This window comes from Avibacterium gallinarum (assembly GCF_002921135.1).
Classification (GTDB): domain Bacteria; phylum Pseudomonadota; class Gammaproteobacteria; order Enterobacterales; family Pasteurellaceae; genus Avibacterium; species Avibacterium gallinarum.
In genome coordinates this window covers 201,397-217,555 of record NZ_PQVJ01000011.1, presented here as the reverse complement: position 1 = coordinate 217,555, position 16,159 = coordinate 201,397, and the positions used below count along the sequence as shown (strand labels likewise).

General features: G+C 41.1%; 17 protein-coding genes. 11 read left to right on the top strand and 6 right to left on the bottom strand.

Going from position 1 to position 16,159, the window contains the following annotated elements:
- Positions 1–187: 187 nt before the first annotated feature.
- Complete coding sequence (locus C3007_RS04540; RefSeq protein WP_103853310.1) at positions 188–1,012, top strand: glycerophosphodiester phosphodiesterase; 825 nt, start codon at positions 188–190, stop codon at positions 1,010–1,012.
- Here the strand turns inward: C3007_RS04540 and C3007_RS04535 are convergent.
- The 4 genes from C3007_RS04535 to C3007_RS04520 all read right to left on the bottom strand — a co-directional run bounded on the left by C3007_RS04535 (position 972) and on the right by C3007_RS04520 (position 3,529).
- Positions 972–1,463 (bottom strand): type II toxin-antitoxin system VapC family toxin, encoded by a 492-nt coding sequence (locus tag C3007_RS04535; protein ID WP_243397662.1) that lies wholly within the window; start codon positions 1,461–1,463, stop codon positions 972–974. The genes C3007_RS04540 and C3007_RS04535 overlap by 41 nt on opposite strands.
- Before the next feature lie 15 nt (positions 1,464–1,478).
- On the bottom strand, positions 1,479–1,754 hold the full coding sequence (locus tag C3007_RS04530) for a prevent-host-death family protein (protein WP_103853309.1): 276 nt from the start codon (positions 1,752–1,754) through the stop codon (positions 1,479–1,481).
- A gap of 187 nt (positions 1,755–1,941) precedes the next feature.
- On the bottom strand, positions 1,942–2,577 hold the full coding sequence (locus tag C3007_RS04525) for a bifunctional 4-hydroxy-2-oxoglutarate aldolase/2-dehydro-3-deoxy-phosphogluconate aldolase (RefSeq protein ID WP_103853308.1): 636 nt from the start codon (positions 2,575–2,577) through the stop codon (positions 1,942–1,944).
- A gap of 10 nt (positions 2,578–2,587) precedes the next feature.
- Positions 2,588–3,529, bottom strand: coding sequence for a sugar kinase (locus C3007_RS04520; protein WP_103853307.1), 942 nt, complete (start codon positions 3,527–3,529; stop codon positions 2,588–2,590).
- A 171-nt stretch (positions 3,530–3,700) separates the two neighbouring features.
- On the opposite strand from C3007_RS04520, the gene kdgR reads away from it, so the two are divergent.
- Complete coding sequence (gene kdgR / locus C3007_RS04515) at positions 3,701–4,489, top strand: DNA-binding transcriptional regulator KdgR (RefSeq protein ID WP_103853306.1); 789 nt, start codon at positions 3,701–3,703, stop codon at positions 4,487–4,489.
- A gap of 65 nt (positions 4,490–4,554) precedes the next feature.
- On the opposite strand, the gene C3007_RS04510 is transcribed toward kdgR, so the two are convergent.
- Both C3007_RS04510 and C3007_RS04505 read right to left on the bottom strand, forming a co-directional pair.
- Positions 4,555–6,075, bottom strand: a complete 1,521-nt coding sequence (locus C3007_RS04510) for a DUF2264 domain-containing protein (RefSeq protein WP_165779953.1) — start codon at positions 6,073–6,075, stop codon at positions 4,555–4,557.
- A 48-nt stretch (positions 6,076–6,123) separates the two neighbouring features.
- Positions 6,124–7,692: a sulfatase family protein gene (locus tag C3007_RS04505; protein ID WP_103853305.1), complete on the bottom strand. Its 1,569-nt coding sequence runs from the start codon at positions 7,690–7,692 to the stop codon at positions 6,124–6,126.
- Positions 7,693–7,954: 262 nt separating this feature from the next.
- On the opposite strand from C3007_RS04505, the gene kbaZ reads away from it, so the two are divergent.
- The 9 genes from kbaZ (at position 7,955) to C3007_RS04460 (ending at position 16,159) form a co-directional block, all read left to right on the top strand.
- On the top strand, positions 7,955–9,238 hold the full coding sequence (kbaZ, locus tag C3007_RS04500) for a tagatose-bisphosphate aldolase subunit KbaZ (RefSeq protein WP_103853304.1): 1,284 nt from the start codon (positions 7,955–7,957) through the stop codon (positions 9,236–9,238).
- A 15-nt stretch (positions 9,239–9,253) separates the two neighbouring features.
- Positions 9,254–10,414 (top strand): SIS domain-containing protein, encoded by a 1,161-nt coding sequence (locus tag C3007_RS04495; RefSeq protein WP_103853303.1) that lies wholly within the window; start codon positions 9,254–9,256, stop codon positions 10,412–10,414.
- Positions 10,415–10,428: 14 nt separating this feature from the next.
- Positions 10,429–10,917, top strand: coding sequence for a PTS N-acetylgalactosamine transporter subunit IIB (agaV, locus tag C3007_RS04490; RefSeq protein WP_103853302.1), 489 nt, complete (start codon positions 10,429–10,431; stop codon positions 10,915–10,917).
- A gap of 19 nt (positions 10,918–10,936) precedes the next feature.
- Positions 10,937–11,707 carry a PTS N-acetylgalactosamine transporter subunit IIC gene (gene agaW, locus C3007_RS04485; RefSeq protein WP_103853301.1) on the top strand — a complete coding sequence of 257 codons (771 nt, stop codon included), beginning with the start codon at positions 10,937–10,939 and terminating at the stop codon, positions 11,705–11,707.
- On the top strand, positions 11,697–12,563 hold the full coding sequence (locus C3007_RS04480; RefSeq protein WP_103853300.1) for a PTS system mannose/fructose/sorbose family transporter subunit IID: 867 nt from the start codon (positions 11,697–11,699) through the stop codon (positions 12,561–12,563). Before agaW ends, C3007_RS04480 begins: the two co-directional genes overlap by 11 nt.
- An 82-nt stretch (positions 12,564–12,645) precedes the next feature.
- On the top strand, positions 12,646–13,083 hold the full coding sequence (gene agaF, locus C3007_RS04475) for a PTS galactosamine/N-acetylgalactosamine transporter subunit IIA (protein WP_103853299.1): 438 nt from the start codon (positions 12,646–12,648) through the stop codon (positions 13,081–13,083).
- A gap of 32 nt (positions 13,084–13,115) precedes the next feature.
- On the top strand, positions 13,116–14,165 hold the full coding sequence (locus tag C3007_RS04470) for a glycoside hydrolase family 88/105 protein (protein ID WP_103853298.1): 1,050 nt from the start codon (positions 13,116–13,118) through the stop codon (positions 14,163–14,165).
- A gap of 35 nt (positions 14,166–14,200) precedes the next feature.
- A complete protein-coding gene (locus tag C3007_RS04465) occupies positions 14,201–14,839 on the top strand; it encodes an RpiB/LacA/LacB family sugar-phosphate isomerase (RefSeq protein ID WP_103853297.1) in 639 nt (212 codons plus the stop codon).
- A 123-nt stretch (positions 14,840–14,962) separates the two neighbouring features.
- Positions 14,963–16,159: an anaerobic sulfatase maturase gene (locus C3007_RS04460; protein WP_103853296.1), complete on the top strand. Its 1,197-nt coding sequence runs from the start codon at positions 14,963–14,965 to the stop codon at positions 16,157–16,159.

Sequence of the window (16,159 nt, the reverse complement as noted above, 5' to 3'; positions counted from 1 at the left end):
CTCTAAACTAGAAGATAAAGCGCGATCAATTGCAATTTAAAAAATAAACTCATTTAAGTTTGTTTTTGTGAGTTCGATCACGAAAATTAGATATTTATCCCTATTATCTGCGATAGTATTTGCGCGATGTTTCTATTATCTCTAAAATGAATTTAGTTTTTAAATTGAATTAAAAGAGAGGTTGAAAATGGCATTTGAATTTAACGTTACTGAGAAAGGCTTGATTTTGGCGAACAGCCATCGCGGTTACAGTGCTAAGTATCCAGAAAACACAATGCCTGCTTTTATCGGCGCATTAGAAGCGGGAACGCATAGCATTGAACTGGATATTGCAATGACAAAAGATGAAAAAATGGTGGTTATCCACGATTTTTCTATCGAACGTGTTTCTAACGGTGAAGGTTATGTGGAACAAATGACTCTTGCTGAACTACAACGCTATGATTTTGGTGAAAAGTTCTCACCAGCGTTCAAAGGCACGCACATTGTGGAATTAGAAACCGTGTTAAAATGGGCATTAGAAAATAATGTCGGCTTGATTGTAGAAGCCAAACAACGCCGTAATCATCAGCGTTTTGCCGAAGTGCTAGCGGAAATGTTGCAACGTACCAACACGGTAGATCAAATTTTGCTATTAGGCTTTGATCACGTTTTAATTAATAAAGTCAAAGCATTATTACCAGCGTTGCGTTTGCAAGTGGTTACCCTCGCACGCTATAACGATCAGCTCAGTGCGGTGTTGGGATCAAACGCCAGCAGTGTTTGCGTGGAATACCACTATGTTGGCAAAGAAGATTTAATTGCTTACAAAAAAGCAGGGCTGTCAGTGAGAATGTATTTACACGAATCCAAAGAAATCCCCGTGTTAGAAATGTACAATCAAAAATACGGCTATGATACCGAAAGCGAAATTATCCAATGGCTACGCGAGGGATTAATCGATATGCTCAGCCACGATGATATTCCGTATCTTAAATCATTAATTGAAAAAGCGGGGAAAGTGCCTTATTGATGAATGGCATAAAAGTCGTACGAACAATCCGTTGATCAAGAAATGGATTGATAATTTCTATCCCGCAATTTTCAAAATCTTTGACATTGCGGGTAACTAATTTCAGACGATGAAATTTTGCGGTGGCGGCAATGTAGGCATCATTAATATCCATTTTATTTGGAATGTGCAATTCCGCCGCCATTAATGCAATTTCTGCTGTAATAGGTAAGGTATTTTGTTGATAAACAGGAATGATTTGTTGCTTAAACCATTCATTTAACAATGTCGCTTGAGCTTTGTCCCGACGTGCCTTTAACAAAATACCTGTTTGAATTTCTGAAAGCGTAATGCAACTGATCGCGGTTTCACTCGGTAAAATCTCAGCCAACCACGCTTTTACACCCGCATTAATTTTTCCGTTACGAAATTTATAAAGTTCGGAAATAATGTTCGTGTCTAATAAATACATTGCTCAAACCTTGTACTAATCCAATTCTACTTCGCGTATATGCGTATTTTTGCGAATTTCCGTAAGAATTTGATCGAAATCTTCAATGTCTTTATCGCTAACACTTGTTGCAGGTTGTCCAAATAGCTCTTCAAAACTGGGTTCTGATCGTGCATTGCGATAATCCTGATAGTTCGACAACACACTGACAATCTTTCCCCATTTGGTAATAAAAACAGGCTGGGTTTCAGAGAGTTTCAATACATAGCTAGCACGTTGATTAAATTCTTTTGAGGTAACAGTAATCGCCATATTGTCCTCCTTATTAAAATTGTAGTTATTTTACTACCTTTTGAACGTTTGACAAGCAAGTGTTTTTACAAAAAGAACAATGCACATATTATAGAGTTTGATCTGTTACAAATTAAAAGTGCGGTGGAATTTTTCAAAATTTTCCACCGCACTTTTATTTCAAGGCGTTGTTCCGTTGTTAGACGAGTTAGGCGTTGGTAATTGCAACAGCTTCACGCACTAAACGCCCAATTTCTTCCCAATTATGGCTGTTGATAAGGGATTTTTCTACGAACCAAGAACCGCCGCAAGCTACCACGTTTGGAATGGCGAGATAGTCTTTAATGTTGTTTACGCTGATTCCGCCCGTTGGCATAATTTGAAGTTGGGCGTAAGGGCCGAGTAGGGCTTTGATCATTTTCACGCCGCCTGAGGCTTCGGCAGGGAAGAATTTCACTGCGGTTACGCCTAATTCTAATGCCGCTTCAATGGACATTGGGTTGTTCACTCCCGGCATAACAGGAATATCCAATTCTTGGCAAAGTTTTACGATTTTCGGGTTAAAGCCTGGGGTAACAATGCAATCTGCACCTGCATTTTTCGCTTGTACCACTTGTTCGCTGGTTAGCACCGTGCCGGCAGCGATTAAGATAGAGGGGTTATGCTGGCGAATTAAGCGGATTGCTTCTTCCGCTGCGGCAGAGCGAAAAGTGATTTCTACCACTGGTAAGCCGTTGCTGGCTAAGGTTTCCGCAAGAGGAAGAATATCCTGTGCGTTATCTAAGGCGATCACGGGGATCACTTTTAATTTGCGAAGTTTTTCAATAATTTGCGCTGTGTTCATTGCTTATTCCTCAGTTAAATTGATCAATTAGGTGTGCGGTGGCGTTTTTGTCAATAATCGCCCCTTTATGCTGAATGACGATGCCTGCGACTTGGTTGCCTTGTTGGCAGCATTGTTGCGGTAATTTATCACGCAAATAGCCGTTTAAAAAGCCAGCGTTGAAGGCATCGCCTGCAGAGGTGGTATCCACCACGTTGGTTACAGGCGTGGTGGCAACATTTTGCTGGTTGCCTTGCTCATCGCAGAATAATGCCCCTTCTTTACCTTGTTTCAACACGATATTTTTTACCCCAAGCGCTCTTAAGCGTTGCACAGATTGCGCAGGATCGTTGTCGCCCCAGAGCGCTTGTTCATCATCAAAGGTGACTAAAGCAAGGTGAACCAGTGGGTAAAGTGCGGTGTAAATTTCTTGCGTTTTTGCGACTGATTCCCAGAGTTTCGGGCGGTAGTTACTATCAAAGGCAATTTTTACGCCTTGCGCGGCAAGCTGTTTAAGCTGTTCGATAAGCGCATAGCGATCGGTATCAGGCAAAATGGCAAGGGAGATGCCGCTGAGATAAATCATATCCATTTCCGCTAATTTATCTTGCACTTGCGGATAATCGGGGTGTTGCAGTAAGTAACGCGCGGCAGATTCTGAACGCCAATAAAGAAAGGTGCGTTCGCCAAATTTATCGAGTTGGATTAAATACAGCCCTGCTTGGCGATTGGGATCGATAAGTACGCTGTTGGTGTGAATCTGATCTTGTTGCCAGTGTTGAATCATTTGCTGGCTGAGTTTGTCTGCCCCCATTGCACTAATATAATGCACTTCAATGTCTTTTGGGGAACTGACGCGCGATAAGTAAGTGGCGGTATTGAGCGTGTCGCCGCCGTAGGTTTGCCACATATTACCAAATGGCTCGCCGTTGAGTTCAATCATACATTCGCCGATAATTGCAATTTTTTTCACTGTTTCCTCCTTTATAATTAAAGTGAGTGAAATAATGCTGATTATAAGAGAATTAAGCCTTATCTTCAATAAAATTGAAATAGAGTTTCATTTTATTTTGTTGCTTTTCAAAATTCGTGCTTGTGTTAATATACTCACAAAATATGTGTTTAAATTTTGAGAAGCTAAAATATGGAAAAAGATACCCAACCTGATGTTGTTTCTTCCGTGCTGAAAGTGTTTGGCATTGTGGACGCCTTGAGCGAACAAAAAGAAATTGGCGTAACCGAATTAGCTCAGCGTTTGATGATGTCGAAAAGCACGATTTATCGCTTTTTGCAAACAATGAAGTCCCTTGGCATTGTGGCACAAGAGGGGGAAACGGATAAATATCGCCTCACCTTAAAATTATTTGAAATTAGCGCAAGAGCCTTAGAATACGTGGATTTAATCGATCTTGCCAACAAAGAAATGGAAGCGATTTCTAAACAAACAGGCGAAACCCTGCATTTGGGCGCGTTAGACGGCAGTGAGATCATTTACTTACACAAAATTGATTCCACTTACAGCTTAAGAATGTATTCGCGCGTTGGACGCAGAAACCCATCTTACAGCACGGCGATTGGTAAAGTGTTGCTTTCCGCACTTTCTGACGAAGAAGTGGAAAACTTGTTGAAAGAGGTGGAATTTGTTCAGCATACAGAAAATACGCTGAAAAATATTGACGAATTAAAACAAGAGCTTGCCTTGGTTCGCCAACAGCATTATGCGGAAGATAAAGAAGAACAAGAAGTGGGGCTACATTGTGTTGCCGCGCCAATTTATGATCGCTTAGGGCATATTGTGGCGGCGATTTCGGTTTCCTTGCCGCTAGTGCGTTTTGAGAAAGAAAACTTAGCGCATTTAGTGGAAATGTTGCACCAAGCGGGACGAAATGTGTCAAAACAACTTGGCTATCAACATTATCCTGTGGCGGAATAACATTGAGAAAGATTTAAGGCGGCTTGTTCCGCCTTATTTTTATTGTGATTAGTTAGCACAAAACCTTAGCGAGAAAAGTGCGGTGGTTTTTTGCTATTTTTTGCTTTGTCGGGAAGATACAGGGATAATTTTGATGAAAAGGCCGTTACGCCTTTACGCAATAAATTATTTTTTCCTCTGGTGGAACGTCCGCAAAGCCATTCAATTCCTTTCATTATAATGTTTTGCTGTTGTAAACAGGCTTGGGCAAAAGGGGCGTTGGGATATTGTTGATGTTCAAACAACGCCACAATTTCTTGCGTGGCTTGTGTGCCAATAATGCGCAAATTAATGGCGGGAATGCGAATATCGTAATCTTGCTGTTCAATGGCAAGGGGCTGTTCTTCAGTTTGCCAGAAAGGGATTTTTTGGCTGCCATAAAGTAACAAAATGAAAGGACGTAATGACCACAAGCCACTTGCCGCGCCACTATAAGGATCAACCAGCCGTCTGTCTTTTTGCAATAAGCCTTGTGTTACATTGCCGTGCGCAATGGCATCTTGTTGAATAAGAAAATGCGTTAGGCAAGATAAAATACGCTTGCCTTGTCCATTGCTTTTTTGTTGTTGGATCATTGTGCTAATTAAAGCGGTAGGCGCGGCGAAACGGTAGGGTAGGCTGCGCCCGAAAAAAGCAAAACCTTGTGGCGCAAATAAATAGTGAAAATCTTGACAAAATTCCACCGCACTTTGTTGAATGAAAGTGCGGTCAAAATTGGGGGAAATTTGATCGAGCCAAAATAGCCCATAATGGAAGCCCCAAGAGTTGTAATAATCGAAATTGCCTTTCTCTCCATCACGAAACCAGCCATTACCCACATAAAATTCTTTAATTCGTTGATAGCGTTCGTGGTTGATTTCATCAATGCCAGTAAGATCTTTTACTACAAACTGCACTAATAAAATAAACAAATGCCAGTTGTTGTCCACGGTTTGCACTTGGTTAATTTGGCGTAACCAATCAATGATTTGCTGTTTTTGCTGGGCGTTGTAATGCGTCCAAACGTGTTCTTTGCTTAACCACAGAGCCAAAGCGAAATCCGCACTTTCGCAGATTGTTTGCTGAAAACTTTTTAATTCTCCCCAATAGCCTGAATGGCTGGGATCAGTGGCATTGAGAAAGCCAGCGGATAAGGCCTGTTGCACTTGCTTAACAAGAGTGGGATTGGTATTAGGTTGATAATGTAAATAGGCAGCTAACAAAGGATAGTTGCGTGCAGCTCCTTCAATGGAATCGGAAACCATTCCTTGTTCAGAAGGATAGCCGTGATAATCGGCACGAGCATAGACATCATTGGCATAATGAAGAAAGGAGCGGATAAAATAACTCACCAATAATTCAAACTTTTCTTGCGAAAAGGTGGAATCTTTTGTAAATGCCTGTTTGAGCTGTTTATCAATAAGAGGATCAGTATTGCCAAACAAGGCTTTTCGTTTCATTGAACGCTGCAATCTTTCCTTAAATGCCCGCCAATAATCCCGTAAACGAGGATGTTCGTGAGCTAAATAAGGTCGTTCAGTAAAACGAATTTGAGGTTGGGCTGGCATTTATCCGCTCCTAGTTGCACTCACTGAAGATTCAGTGAGTGCGTGCTGTTAGGCTTTTGGTGCCGCACAGCTTTCCAGTTGTTTTTTCATTTTTTTCGTTGGGCCAGTAATGAATTCAACAGGACGCCAAGAATCACCAGTTTTTTCTAACCAAGGCAATAATTCTTCTTTGATCAGTTTTTGTACCAATTCAGGATTGCTATCTGCAATATTCTTCATTTGGTATGGATCTGCCACATTATCAAAGAGTTTATATTTCAATGGTTCGCCATCTTGACGATCAACTTCTAATGTGTGGGTTTTGGTACGTACGCCACGTCTGCCAAAAGAAGGCTGACCATAAGGCACAAAGAGGTAAAGCTGAGAGGTTGGGCTAATCCCTTTATCGTATAGCACTTGCTCGGCTAAACTTACCCCTTCTACGCTATCTGGAATGCTATCTTTAAAACCAAGAAGATCTAAGATGGTTGGATAAATATCTGGCGCAGACATTAAGCTTTCATTCACACCTGCAGGGATTTTGCCCGGTAAGCGGAACATCATTGGCACGCGCATTGATTCTTCATAAATATTATTTTTGGTCGGTGCGCCGTGAGAACCCATACAACAACCGTGGTCAGAGAAGAATACTACTAGGGTGTTGTCTGCCAAGCCTTGTTTGTCAAGCTCAGCAAGAATGCGTCCAAATTGGTCATCAACTCCTGAAACCATCGCCAAGTATTCTTTGAAATATTGCGGGCCGTAGCCTTCTTGATATTTTTTATCCCAATCTACATTTGGGCGTGTGTTGAGTTCTTTAGAACTTTGCGGATACATATCAAGATATTTTTGTGGCACTTGATCATAAGGGGAATGAGGTGGGTTCATTGAAACCACTAAGGCGAACGGTTTGCTTGGATCGCGATATTTGTTTTCTTCATTGCGAAGATATTTAATTGCCATATCCGCTTCGTGTTCAGGCCCCCATTGATCCACATATTCTGGGTATTCACGCGGTGTGTCATTGCCCCAATACATTGGTTTTAAGTGTAAATCATAAGTGCCGTAAGAATACCAGAAATCAAAACCGTGGCGGCGATCTGGTGGTGTCCAATCATTCCAATAGCGTCCTTCCATTGGGTTGTTGTAGCTCTTAATGTACGGTTCTTGTGGCACGTCCAAATGCCATTTACCAATGTAACCTAATGAATAGCCTTCATCTTTTAATACATCAGACCAACATTTCGCATAAGGTGAAAGTTCAATTCCCACTTTACCACCGTAGTCGTGGGTATTACCTGTTACCCCATTGTGTAGCGGATATTTACCTGTCATAAACATACCGCGGAATGGTGAACAAAGCGGATAGTTTGATGCCATTTGATCCATTACTTTAGCGGTTTTCGCAAAAGCATCTAAATGCGGGGTGATGGCTGGATCTTGATGTTTAAACCCTTGCGCCATTGCACGCATTTCATCTGGAAATACGATTAATAGGTTCAGTGGTGGATTGTTGGATTTTTTGGCTGAATCTTTAGCATTATTATTGGCGACTGCATTCACCGCAGTGGTTGACAGCGCCGCTGCCGCACCGGTTGTCGCAACACCTTTAATAAAATTACGACGTGAAATACTCATCTGATTACTCCTTATCTTTGACTTAGTTGCACTTTGCGCTACTTCTTAATAAACAAAGTGCGGTTATTTTTTCATAAAAAAATCCTAATCTCCACATTTTAAAACATCGTTTTAGAAAAAATATTTTATTTTGTGAATTAGATCACAGATTTCGATTTTTGTATTTTTTTCTTTTGATTGCTTTCGTTATAATCCGCTCAAAACAATTTGAAACAAATTGCTTGGTAAAATATCCATATCAAAAGAAAAGGAAAAATCCAAAATGAGTACATTACTGAAACTGATTAAACAACATAAAGCAGGTGAAGTAGTAGGAATTTATTCCGTGTGTTCTGCACATCCTCTTGTTTTAGAGGCCTCATTATTACAAGCGAAACAAGATAACACCCCATTATTAATTGAAGCGACGTCTAACCAAGTGGATCAATTTGGCGGTTATACGGGAATGACGCCAGCGGATTTTCGTCATTTCGTTGAGCAGCTTGCTGACCAAGTGGGTTTTCCGCGTGATCAATTAATTTTAGGGGGCGATCATTTAGGCCCTAACCGTTGGCAAGGATTGGCCGCAGATGAAGCAATGGCCAATGCTGAGAAACTGATTGAAGCTTATGTGGCAGCCGGATTTGAAAAAATTCACTTAGATTGCAGTATGTCTTGTAAAGGTGATCCAGTGCCATTGTCTGATGAAATTGTGGCAGAGCGTGCCGCTCGTCTTGCAGTGATTGCAGAACAAACGGCAGCGAAAAATGGTTTTGCTGATCGTATTGTTTACATTATTGGCACAGAAGTTCCTGTACCAGGTGGTGAAGCAGAAGAAATCGCTGAATTAGAGGTAACTTCACCAAGTGCTGCGAAAGCCACTATTAATGCACACCAACAGGCCTTTGCACGCGTTGGGTTGGAACATATTTGGCCACGCGTAATTGGTTTAGTGGTGCAGCCGGGCGTGGAGTTTGATCACACTAAAGTGATTGATTTTATTCCAGAGAAAGCGCAAGCCTTAAGCCAAGTGGTCAATGATTATGAAAATTTAGTGTTTGAAGCGCATTCTACTGATTATCAAACAGAAGAAGCTTACAAAGCCTTAGTAAAAAATCACTTTGCGATTTTAAAAGTTGGGCCGGCATTAACGTTTGCATTGCGTGAGGGTTTATATGCTTTATGTGCAATGGAAAACTATTTATTTCCAGCAGAACAGCGTTCCAACTTACTCGCTGTGCTTGAAGAGCAAATGTTAGCGCACCCAGAAAACTGGCAAAAATACTATCACGGCACAGAATTAGAGCAACGTTTTGCAAGAAGTTTTAGCTTTAGTGATCGTATTCGTTATTACTGGACAAATCCTGAAATTGCTGCGGCAGTAGAGAAATTGTTAGCGAATTTTGACAATCTGGGTATTCCATTACCACTATTAAGCCAATATTTACCAGAGCAATATGTTGCTGTGCGCGAAGGCACACTTGCACCACGCGGTAGAGAGTTAGTGCTAGACAAAGTGCGTGCAGTTGTTCGCCAATACGCCTTAGCAAGTTTTTTCAATAAATAATTGAGGATAGATAAGATGACAAGTTATTTAGGATTTTCAGAAAGCGAATTAGTGGCAGGCAAAGCCATTATGACCGCAAAAGAAATTGAGCATCAGCCTCAGGCTTGGTTACAAGCATTACAGACAGTGGAAGTGCAACGTCAGCAAATCTTAGATTTCATTGCGCCTGTAATGAATGCAGCAAATGGACGTGTGATTTTCACCGGCGCAGGAACCTCAGCTTTCGTGGGGCATTCCTTACAGCCTTTCGTTTTAACTTTAACGGATAAACGTGTGGAATCCATTGCCACAACAGATATTGTGTCTAATCCTTACCAATATTTTGCACAGGACGTGCCAACCTTATTAATTTCTTTCGCGCGTTCAGGTAACAGCCCGGAAAGTGTGGCTGCGGTAGAATTAGCCAATCAGTGTTTAACCAATTGCTACCATTTATTCATTACTTGTAATGAGCAAGGGGCGTTGTATCAAAATGCGCAAAAAAATGACCGCACTTTAGCCTTATTAATGCCACCACAAACCAATGATGGCGGTTTTGCAATGACATCTAGCTTTAGCTCAATGATGTTATCCGCGCTTTCAGTGTTCTTATTGCCAAAAGGCTCAGTAGTTGAACAGCTACAATTTATTTGCGATGCCACAGAAAAATTGCTCCCTCGCTATGTGGATTATGCACGCCAACTTTCTCAGGTAGATATGGAACGCATTATCTATTTAGGTAGCGGTGGCTTGCAAGGTTTGGCACAAGAATCTGCATTGAAAATTTTGGAATTAACCGCAGGACGCATTGTGGCAACCTATGATTCACCACTCGGTTTCCGCCACGGACCAAAATCTATTGTGAATCCTAAAACGGTGGTCGTAGAATTTTTATCAAATCAACCTTATACCCGTTTATATGATCTTGATTTATATAATGAATTGCGCCGCGATAATATCGCAAGCCGCGTTGTATGTTTAACTGCGCAAGCAGGCGTGGAAGGCGAAGATGTGATTGAAGTGGAAGGCTTTAGCAATGCACCAGATTATGCCTTGTTATTCCCATACATTGTCTTTGCGCAAGTGAATTCATTTTATAGTTCTTTCAGTCGTGGTATCACCACCGACAATCCTTGCCCAACAGGTGAAGTAAACCGAGTGGTTCAAGGCGTTATTATTCACCCATTTAATTCATAATTAAGGAGATTTTTATGTCAGCACCTAATATTGTATGGACACGAATTGACGAGCGTTTACTACACGGACAAATCCGTATTACTTGGGGTAAACACTCAGAAGCCAATTTGATTTTAGTGGCAAACGATGAAGCAGCAGAAGGCCCAAATGCGGCATTTATGCAAGCGGGTATGAAAGCTTCAGCGGGTGGTGAATATGCTGTGCGTTTCTTCACAATCCAAAAAACCATTGATGTGATTCATAAAGCATCGCCACAACAAAAAATCTTTATTTTATGTAACAATCCAACAGATGTCGCACGCTTAGTTGAAGGTGGTGTGCCTATCAAACATTGCAATATCGGTAATATGCACTTCCATGAAGGAAAAAAACAATTGACTAAAACGGTTTCTGTTGATGAAAAGGATCTTGACGCGTTCCGTCGTATGTTGAATGCAGGAGTAACTTGCACAATCCAAAATACGCCAGATGCACAAGAAATCGATATTAAACAATATCTTTAATACTCAATAAGGAGCGTTTATGTTAACTGAAGCATTATTAGTCGCCGTTTGGGCGTTCTTCTGTGGTATCGATAAATACGATGTCGCATTAAATATCCACCGTCCGTTAATCACAGGGCCTGTTGTGGGCTTGATTATGGGTGATTTGCAATTAGGCTTAATCACAGGTGCAACACTGGAATTAGCTTGGTTAGGTTTAGTGCCTAATGCTGGGGCTCAGCCACCAGATGTAACAATGGGTACTATCGCCGCAGTGGCTTTCGCCGCAATGACAGGTCAAAGCGCGGAAGTGGCAATGGGTGTGGGTATGCCAATTGCTGTATTAATGCAAATGTTGGTGATTGGTTTCTTCGCATTAACTTCATTCACAATGGGGAAAGCCGATGAGTATGCAGAACAAGCGAATCCAAATGGTATTGATTTCTTATTGATTTCGACAATTTCATTACGTTCATTAATGTATGCAATCGTTGCCTTTATTACCGTGTACTTCGGTGAACACGCAGCAGATTGGATCAACAATAACTCACCAAAAGCATTATTAGAAGGCTTAGGCTTAGGTGCGCGTTTAGTTCCAGCAATCGGTTTTGCAATGTTATTAAAAATTATGTGGTCAAAACAAGTTGCGGGCGTGTTCTTCATCGGTTTCGTTGCAACCACTTACTTAAAACTACCAATTATGGCCGTTGCAATCATCGGTGGTTCAATCGCAGTACTTTATTTCTACTTCTCAGGTAACAGCAATAACAACAACCAATCACAAGCACAGGAGTTCGAAGATGGAATCTAAAAACGTAAATAATCAAGTAAATCTTGTTGATGATATCGATGCGTATCAAGATCAAACCGTTCGCAAAGTGATTACAAAAGGTGATCTTTGGAAATGTGCGATTCGTGGTTTGTTTATGGAAGGGAACTTCAACTTTGAACGTATGCAAGCAGGTGGTTGGGCATATTCAATTATCCCAGCGTTGAAAAAAATTCACGGTAACAATAAATATGATTTAGCGAAATCATTGAAAAACCACCTACAATTCTTCAATGCAAGTCCAAAACTCTTTACTTTCTTGCTTGGTACAGCCATTGCGATGGAAGAAAATAAAGAAAAACCATCTACTATCAACGTAATGAAAGTAGCTGGTATGGGCCCAACTGGGGGGATCGGTGATGGTATCGACCATATGACCATTATGCCATTAACTCTTGCATTAGGTTCATCTATTGCGATTGAAGGTTCGATTGCGGGGCCGTTCGTGTTCTTTATCCTATATCAAATTTTACACTTCTTTGTGTATTTCAGCTTGATGTTTATGGGATATAAAGCCGGTACCGCTGCGATGGTAAATATGAGTGATTCTACCGAGCGTTTAGCTAAAGCGGCGAACATTATGGGTATTTTCGTTATCGGGGCATTATGTGCGACCTTTATACGCTTTAAAACCACTGCAACCATAGAAATGGGTGGAAAAGTGGTGGAATTACAGACCGCACTTTTCGATAAGATTATGCCAAACTTGTTACCATTAGCCTTAGTTTTCCTAATGTTTAAATTAGTAAAAGGCACAGGCTTCTGGGCAAAACCACCAGTATTGATCTTCAGTATGCTTGCTTTCGGTGTGGTTGGACATTTAATCGGCATTATCTAATGCTCTGTTGAGTAATCAATGAAATCAGGGAATGAGAGCTATCTCATTCCCTCCACAATAACAAGAAAAACAAGGACAGCTTATGTTAGGTATCGTGGTATCAGGTCATATTAATTTTGCTTCGGGTATGCGTTCAGCCGTACAAGCTATTGTTGGCGAACAACCTCAATTAGAATTTGTTGATTTCTTAGAATCTATGTCCACTGATGAGCTAGAAGCCCAATTATTAGCGGCGAAAGAGCGTGTTAACTCAGGGGACGGGGTGTTATTTTTAGTGGATCTTTATGGCGGTTCTCCTTGTAATCGTGCAATCAATCTCTTATTGCAAGATCCTAATGTCGAAGTAGTGGCTGGCACCAATTTATCAATGATCGTCAATGCGGCATTAGAACGTGAGGAATTCACTTTGCGTGAATTAACGGATTGTCTTGCCAATGGCGAATTTAGCCAAATCAAAGATTTACGCCAAGATCTCACCGCACTTTCGCAAGATGATGAAGACGAAACAGACGGATTATAAGCATTCTGGCTTAAAATAAAAGAGGAAAAATTATGAACCCTCAACAACAGCAAACTCTTGCATTGATGAAAAAAGTGTATCAATGGCAGGCAGCACATCAAACTCGTACCGTTGTACGCCGCACAGGTCGCATTCGTTTTATTAAAGACACAGACTGGGATCGCGCGGTATTTTGGGCAAGCGTGTCCAACGCGTGGAAAGTAACAGGTGAACAAACCTTTTTAGATGGGGCATTAGATTACACCTTGCACACGGGTTTCCGCACAGGACCACATTTACGCTTTGCTGATGATTTGGTTTGTGCACAATCCTATCTTGATGTGTATCCGTTATTTAATCAACCAGAAGCCTTAGAGCCAACCATCAACTTTGTAGAAGATATGCTGGCAAATCCAAAACCAGGGCGTGAAGATTGGTGGTGGTGTGATTCACTTTTTATGGCACCACAAGTGTTTTTTGCTTTATCCACATTAACGGGCGAAAGCAAATATCGTGATTACGCAAACCAAGCGTGGTGGGATTCTGTTGATCACTTACAAGATAAAGAAACGGGCTTGTTCTATCGTGATTACCGTTATATTCCAGATGGCAAAGGCGGTGAATTGCGTGAAGCCAATGGTGAAAAAGTCTTTTGGGGACGTGGCGTAGGTTGGGTGATTGCAGCGATTCCACGCTTATTCCGTGATATGCCCGAAGACTATCCAGAACGTGAGTGTTATTTAACCCTTTATCGTCAGCTTGCAGAAATCGTTTTACCATTCCAACACGAAGATGGTTTCTGGCGAGCGAGCTTACTTGATCCGCAAACGTTCCCTGCGAAAGAGAGCAGTGCAACGGCATTATTCTGCTACGCATTAGCTTGGGGGATCAATCAAGGCATTTTAGATCGTGCAACTTATTTGCCAGTGGTTGAAAAAGCGTGGGCTGCATTAGAAAGTGCGGTCAATCCTGAGGGCAAATTAGGCTGGATTCAGCTTCCTGCTTTCAATCCGCGTGAAGTGAAAGAAGAAGACAACATCGATTACGGTGTAGGTGCTTTCTTACTTGCAGGAGCAGAAATTTATCAATTACAAGCCGAATAACGGTAACTTTTAATTATTGAATTAAGGAAAGAAAAATGAAAATTGCATTAATGATGGAAAACAGCCAAGCGGCGAAAAATCCAATTATCTTAAATGAGTTAAAAAACGTGGTTGAACCAAAAGGTTACAGCGTTTATAACGTGGGAATGAACAGCGAACAAGATCACCACTTAACTTATATCCACTTAGGGATTATGGCGAGCATTTTATTAAACTCAAAAGCCGTTGATTTTGTGGTAACAGGTTGTGGTACAGGGCAAGGTGCATTAATGTCATTAAACCTGCACCCAGGAGTGGTGTGTGGTTACTGCTTAGAACCTGCTGACGCGTTCTTATTCGCACAAATCAATAACGGTAACGCATTATCTTTAGCTTTTGCCAAAGGATTTGGCTGGGGGGCTGAATTAAACGTGCGTTATATGTTTGAAAAAGCTTTTGAAGGTGAACGTGGTCAAGGCTATCCAGTTGAACGTCGTGAACCTCAAGTTCGCAATGCTGGCATTCTCAATCAAGTGAAAACGGCGGTGGCGAAAGACTATTTAGACACCTTGCGTTCAATTGAACCAGAATTGGTGAAAACCGCAGTGAGTGGTGAACGCTTCCAACAATGCTTCTTCGATAACTGCCAAGACGATGAAATCCGAGCTTATGTTACAGAAGTATTGAATAGCTAATTTCGTTTTTGCTTTTTATGCAATGTAAGAGGGAAAAGGAAATTTCCCTCTTATCAGATAATTTTAGTTAAATTGAATTATCGTTTCCCTAACCTAACATTTCTTTCACATTAGGAGTTGTTTATGTGTCAATCTCAACCCGCTTATTTTCATATGATGGCAAAACCAAGTAGTTTCCATTGCAATATCAAATGTGAATACTGTTTTTATTTGGAAAAAGAGCAAGTCCTAACACATAACGTTCGCCTAATGTCTGACGATACTTTACGTCAATATACCAAAAACTACATTGAATCCCACGCAGGCGATCACGTTGATTTCGCGTGGCAAGGCGGTGAACCCACCTTACTCGGTTTGGATTTTTTTAAAAGAGCGGTGCAATTTCAGAAAGAATTTGCTAACGGCAAAACGATTACCAATGGTTTTCAAACCAATGGCATTGCGATTAATCGTCAATGGGCAGAATTTTTTAAAGAAAATAATTTTCTTATAGGGATTTCTGTGGATGGTTTAAGTGAGGTTCACGACCGCTATCGTATTTCTGTCAATGGGCAGCCCACATTTGAACGGGTGAAAAAAGCCATTGATCTATTAAAAGAATATGAAGTGGATTTTAATACGCTCACTGTAATTAATGATAAAAACTGGGATAAAGGACGGGAAACTTACCAAGCGTTGAAAGAGTTAGGCTCGACTTTTATGCAGTTTATTCCTATTGTTGAAGTGGCGAATTATTCCTTACAACGCTGTGATTATAGTCCTGGAAAAAATTATCGAATGGCTCCCTTTTCTGTACCAGCTGATGGCTACGGGCATTTCCTATTAGACGTGTTTACCGAATGGGTTCGACAAGATGTGGGACGTATTTTCGTGCGTGAATTTGATAACTTACTTGGGCAATGGTTGGGCTATCCTTCCACCAGCTGTATTCATACGGAAACTTGTGGTACCGCAATGATCGTAGAAGCCAATGGCGATGTTTATTCTTGCGATCACTATGTTTATCCTGATTATCGTTTAGGTAATGTGAATAAACAGCCTCTCAATCAAATTGCACTTTCAACCAAGCAACAAAAATTTGGTAAGGCGAAAAAAGAAACGCTCACTAAAGCCTGCGAAAAATGTGATGTGAGAATGATTTGTCAAGGCGGGTGTCCGAAGCATCGTATTGTGAATTTGAAAGGGGAAAAATTTAAACAAAATTATCTTTGTCCTTCTTACCAACTCTTCTTTCGTCAAACCGCACCTTTGATGCACCGTATGCGAGAAATTATTCAGCGTGGCGGGTTGGCTGAAGATATTATGAAAATAATCAACTAA

What these genes read in the sequence shown, in the direction of transcription:
- C3007_RS04470 (WP_103853298.1), top strand. Translation starts at nt 13,116, where the DNA reads ATGAACCCTCAACAACAGCAAACTCTTGCATTGATGAAAAAAGTGTAT.
- C3007_RS04480 (WP_103853300.1), top strand. Translation starts at nt 11,697, where the DNA reads ATGGAATCTAAAAACGTAAATAATCAAGTAAATCTTGTTGATGATATC.
- C3007_RS04465 (WP_103853297.1), top strand. Translation starts at nt 14,201, where the DNA reads ATGAAAATTGCATTAATGATGGAAAACAGCCAAGCGGCGAAAAATCCA.
- agaV (WP_103853302.1), top strand. Translation starts at nt 10,429, where the DNA reads ATGTCAGCACCTAATATTGTATGGACACGAATTGACGAGCGTTTACTA.
- C3007_RS04505 (WP_103853305.1), bottom strand. Translation starts at nt 7,692, where the DNA reads ATGAGTATTTCACGTCGTAATTTTATTAAAGGTGTTGCGACAACCGGT.
- C3007_RS04535 (WP_243397662.1), bottom strand. Translation starts at nt 1,463, where the DNA reads ATGTATTTATTAGACACGAACATTATTTCCGAACTTTATAAATTTCGT.
- C3007_RS04530 (WP_103853309.1), bottom strand. Translation starts at nt 1,754, where the DNA reads ATGGCGATTACTGTTACCTCAAAAGAATTTAATCAACGTGCTAGCTAT.
- C3007_RS04460 (WP_103853296.1), top strand. Translation starts at nt 14,963, where the DNA reads ATGTGTCAATCTCAACCCGCTTATTTTCATATGATGGCAAAACCAAGT.
- C3007_RS04495 (WP_103853303.1), top strand. Translation starts at nt 9,254, where the DNA reads ATGACAAGTTATTTAGGATTTTCAGAAAGCGAATTAGTGGCAGGCAAA.
- C3007_RS04540 (WP_103853310.1), top strand. Translation starts at nt 188, where the DNA reads ATGGCATTTGAATTTAACGTTACTGAGAAAGGCTTGATTTTGGCGAAC.
- kbaZ (WP_103853304.1), top strand. Translation starts at nt 7,955, where the DNA reads ATGAGTACATTACTGAAACTGATTAAACAACATAAAGCAGGTGAAGTA.
- C3007_RS04510 (WP_165779953.1), bottom strand. Translation starts at nt 6,075, where the DNA reads ATGCCAGCCCAACCTCAAATTCGTTTTACTGAACGACCTTATTTAGCT.
- agaF (WP_103853299.1), top strand. Translation starts at nt 12,646, where the DNA reads ATGTTAGGTATCGTGGTATCAGGTCATATTAATTTTGCTTCGGGTATG.
- kdgR (WP_103853306.1), top strand. Translation starts at nt 3,701, where the DNA reads ATGGAAAAAGATACCCAACCTGATGTTGTTTCTTCCGTGCTGAAAGTG.
- C3007_RS04525 (WP_103853308.1), bottom strand. Translation starts at nt 2,577, where the DNA reads ATGAACACAGCGCAAATTATTGAAAAACTTCGCAAATTAAAAGTGATC.
- agaW (WP_103853301.1), top strand. Translation starts at nt 10,937, where the DNA reads ATGTTAACTGAAGCATTATTAGTCGCCGTTTGGGCGTTCTTCTGTGGT.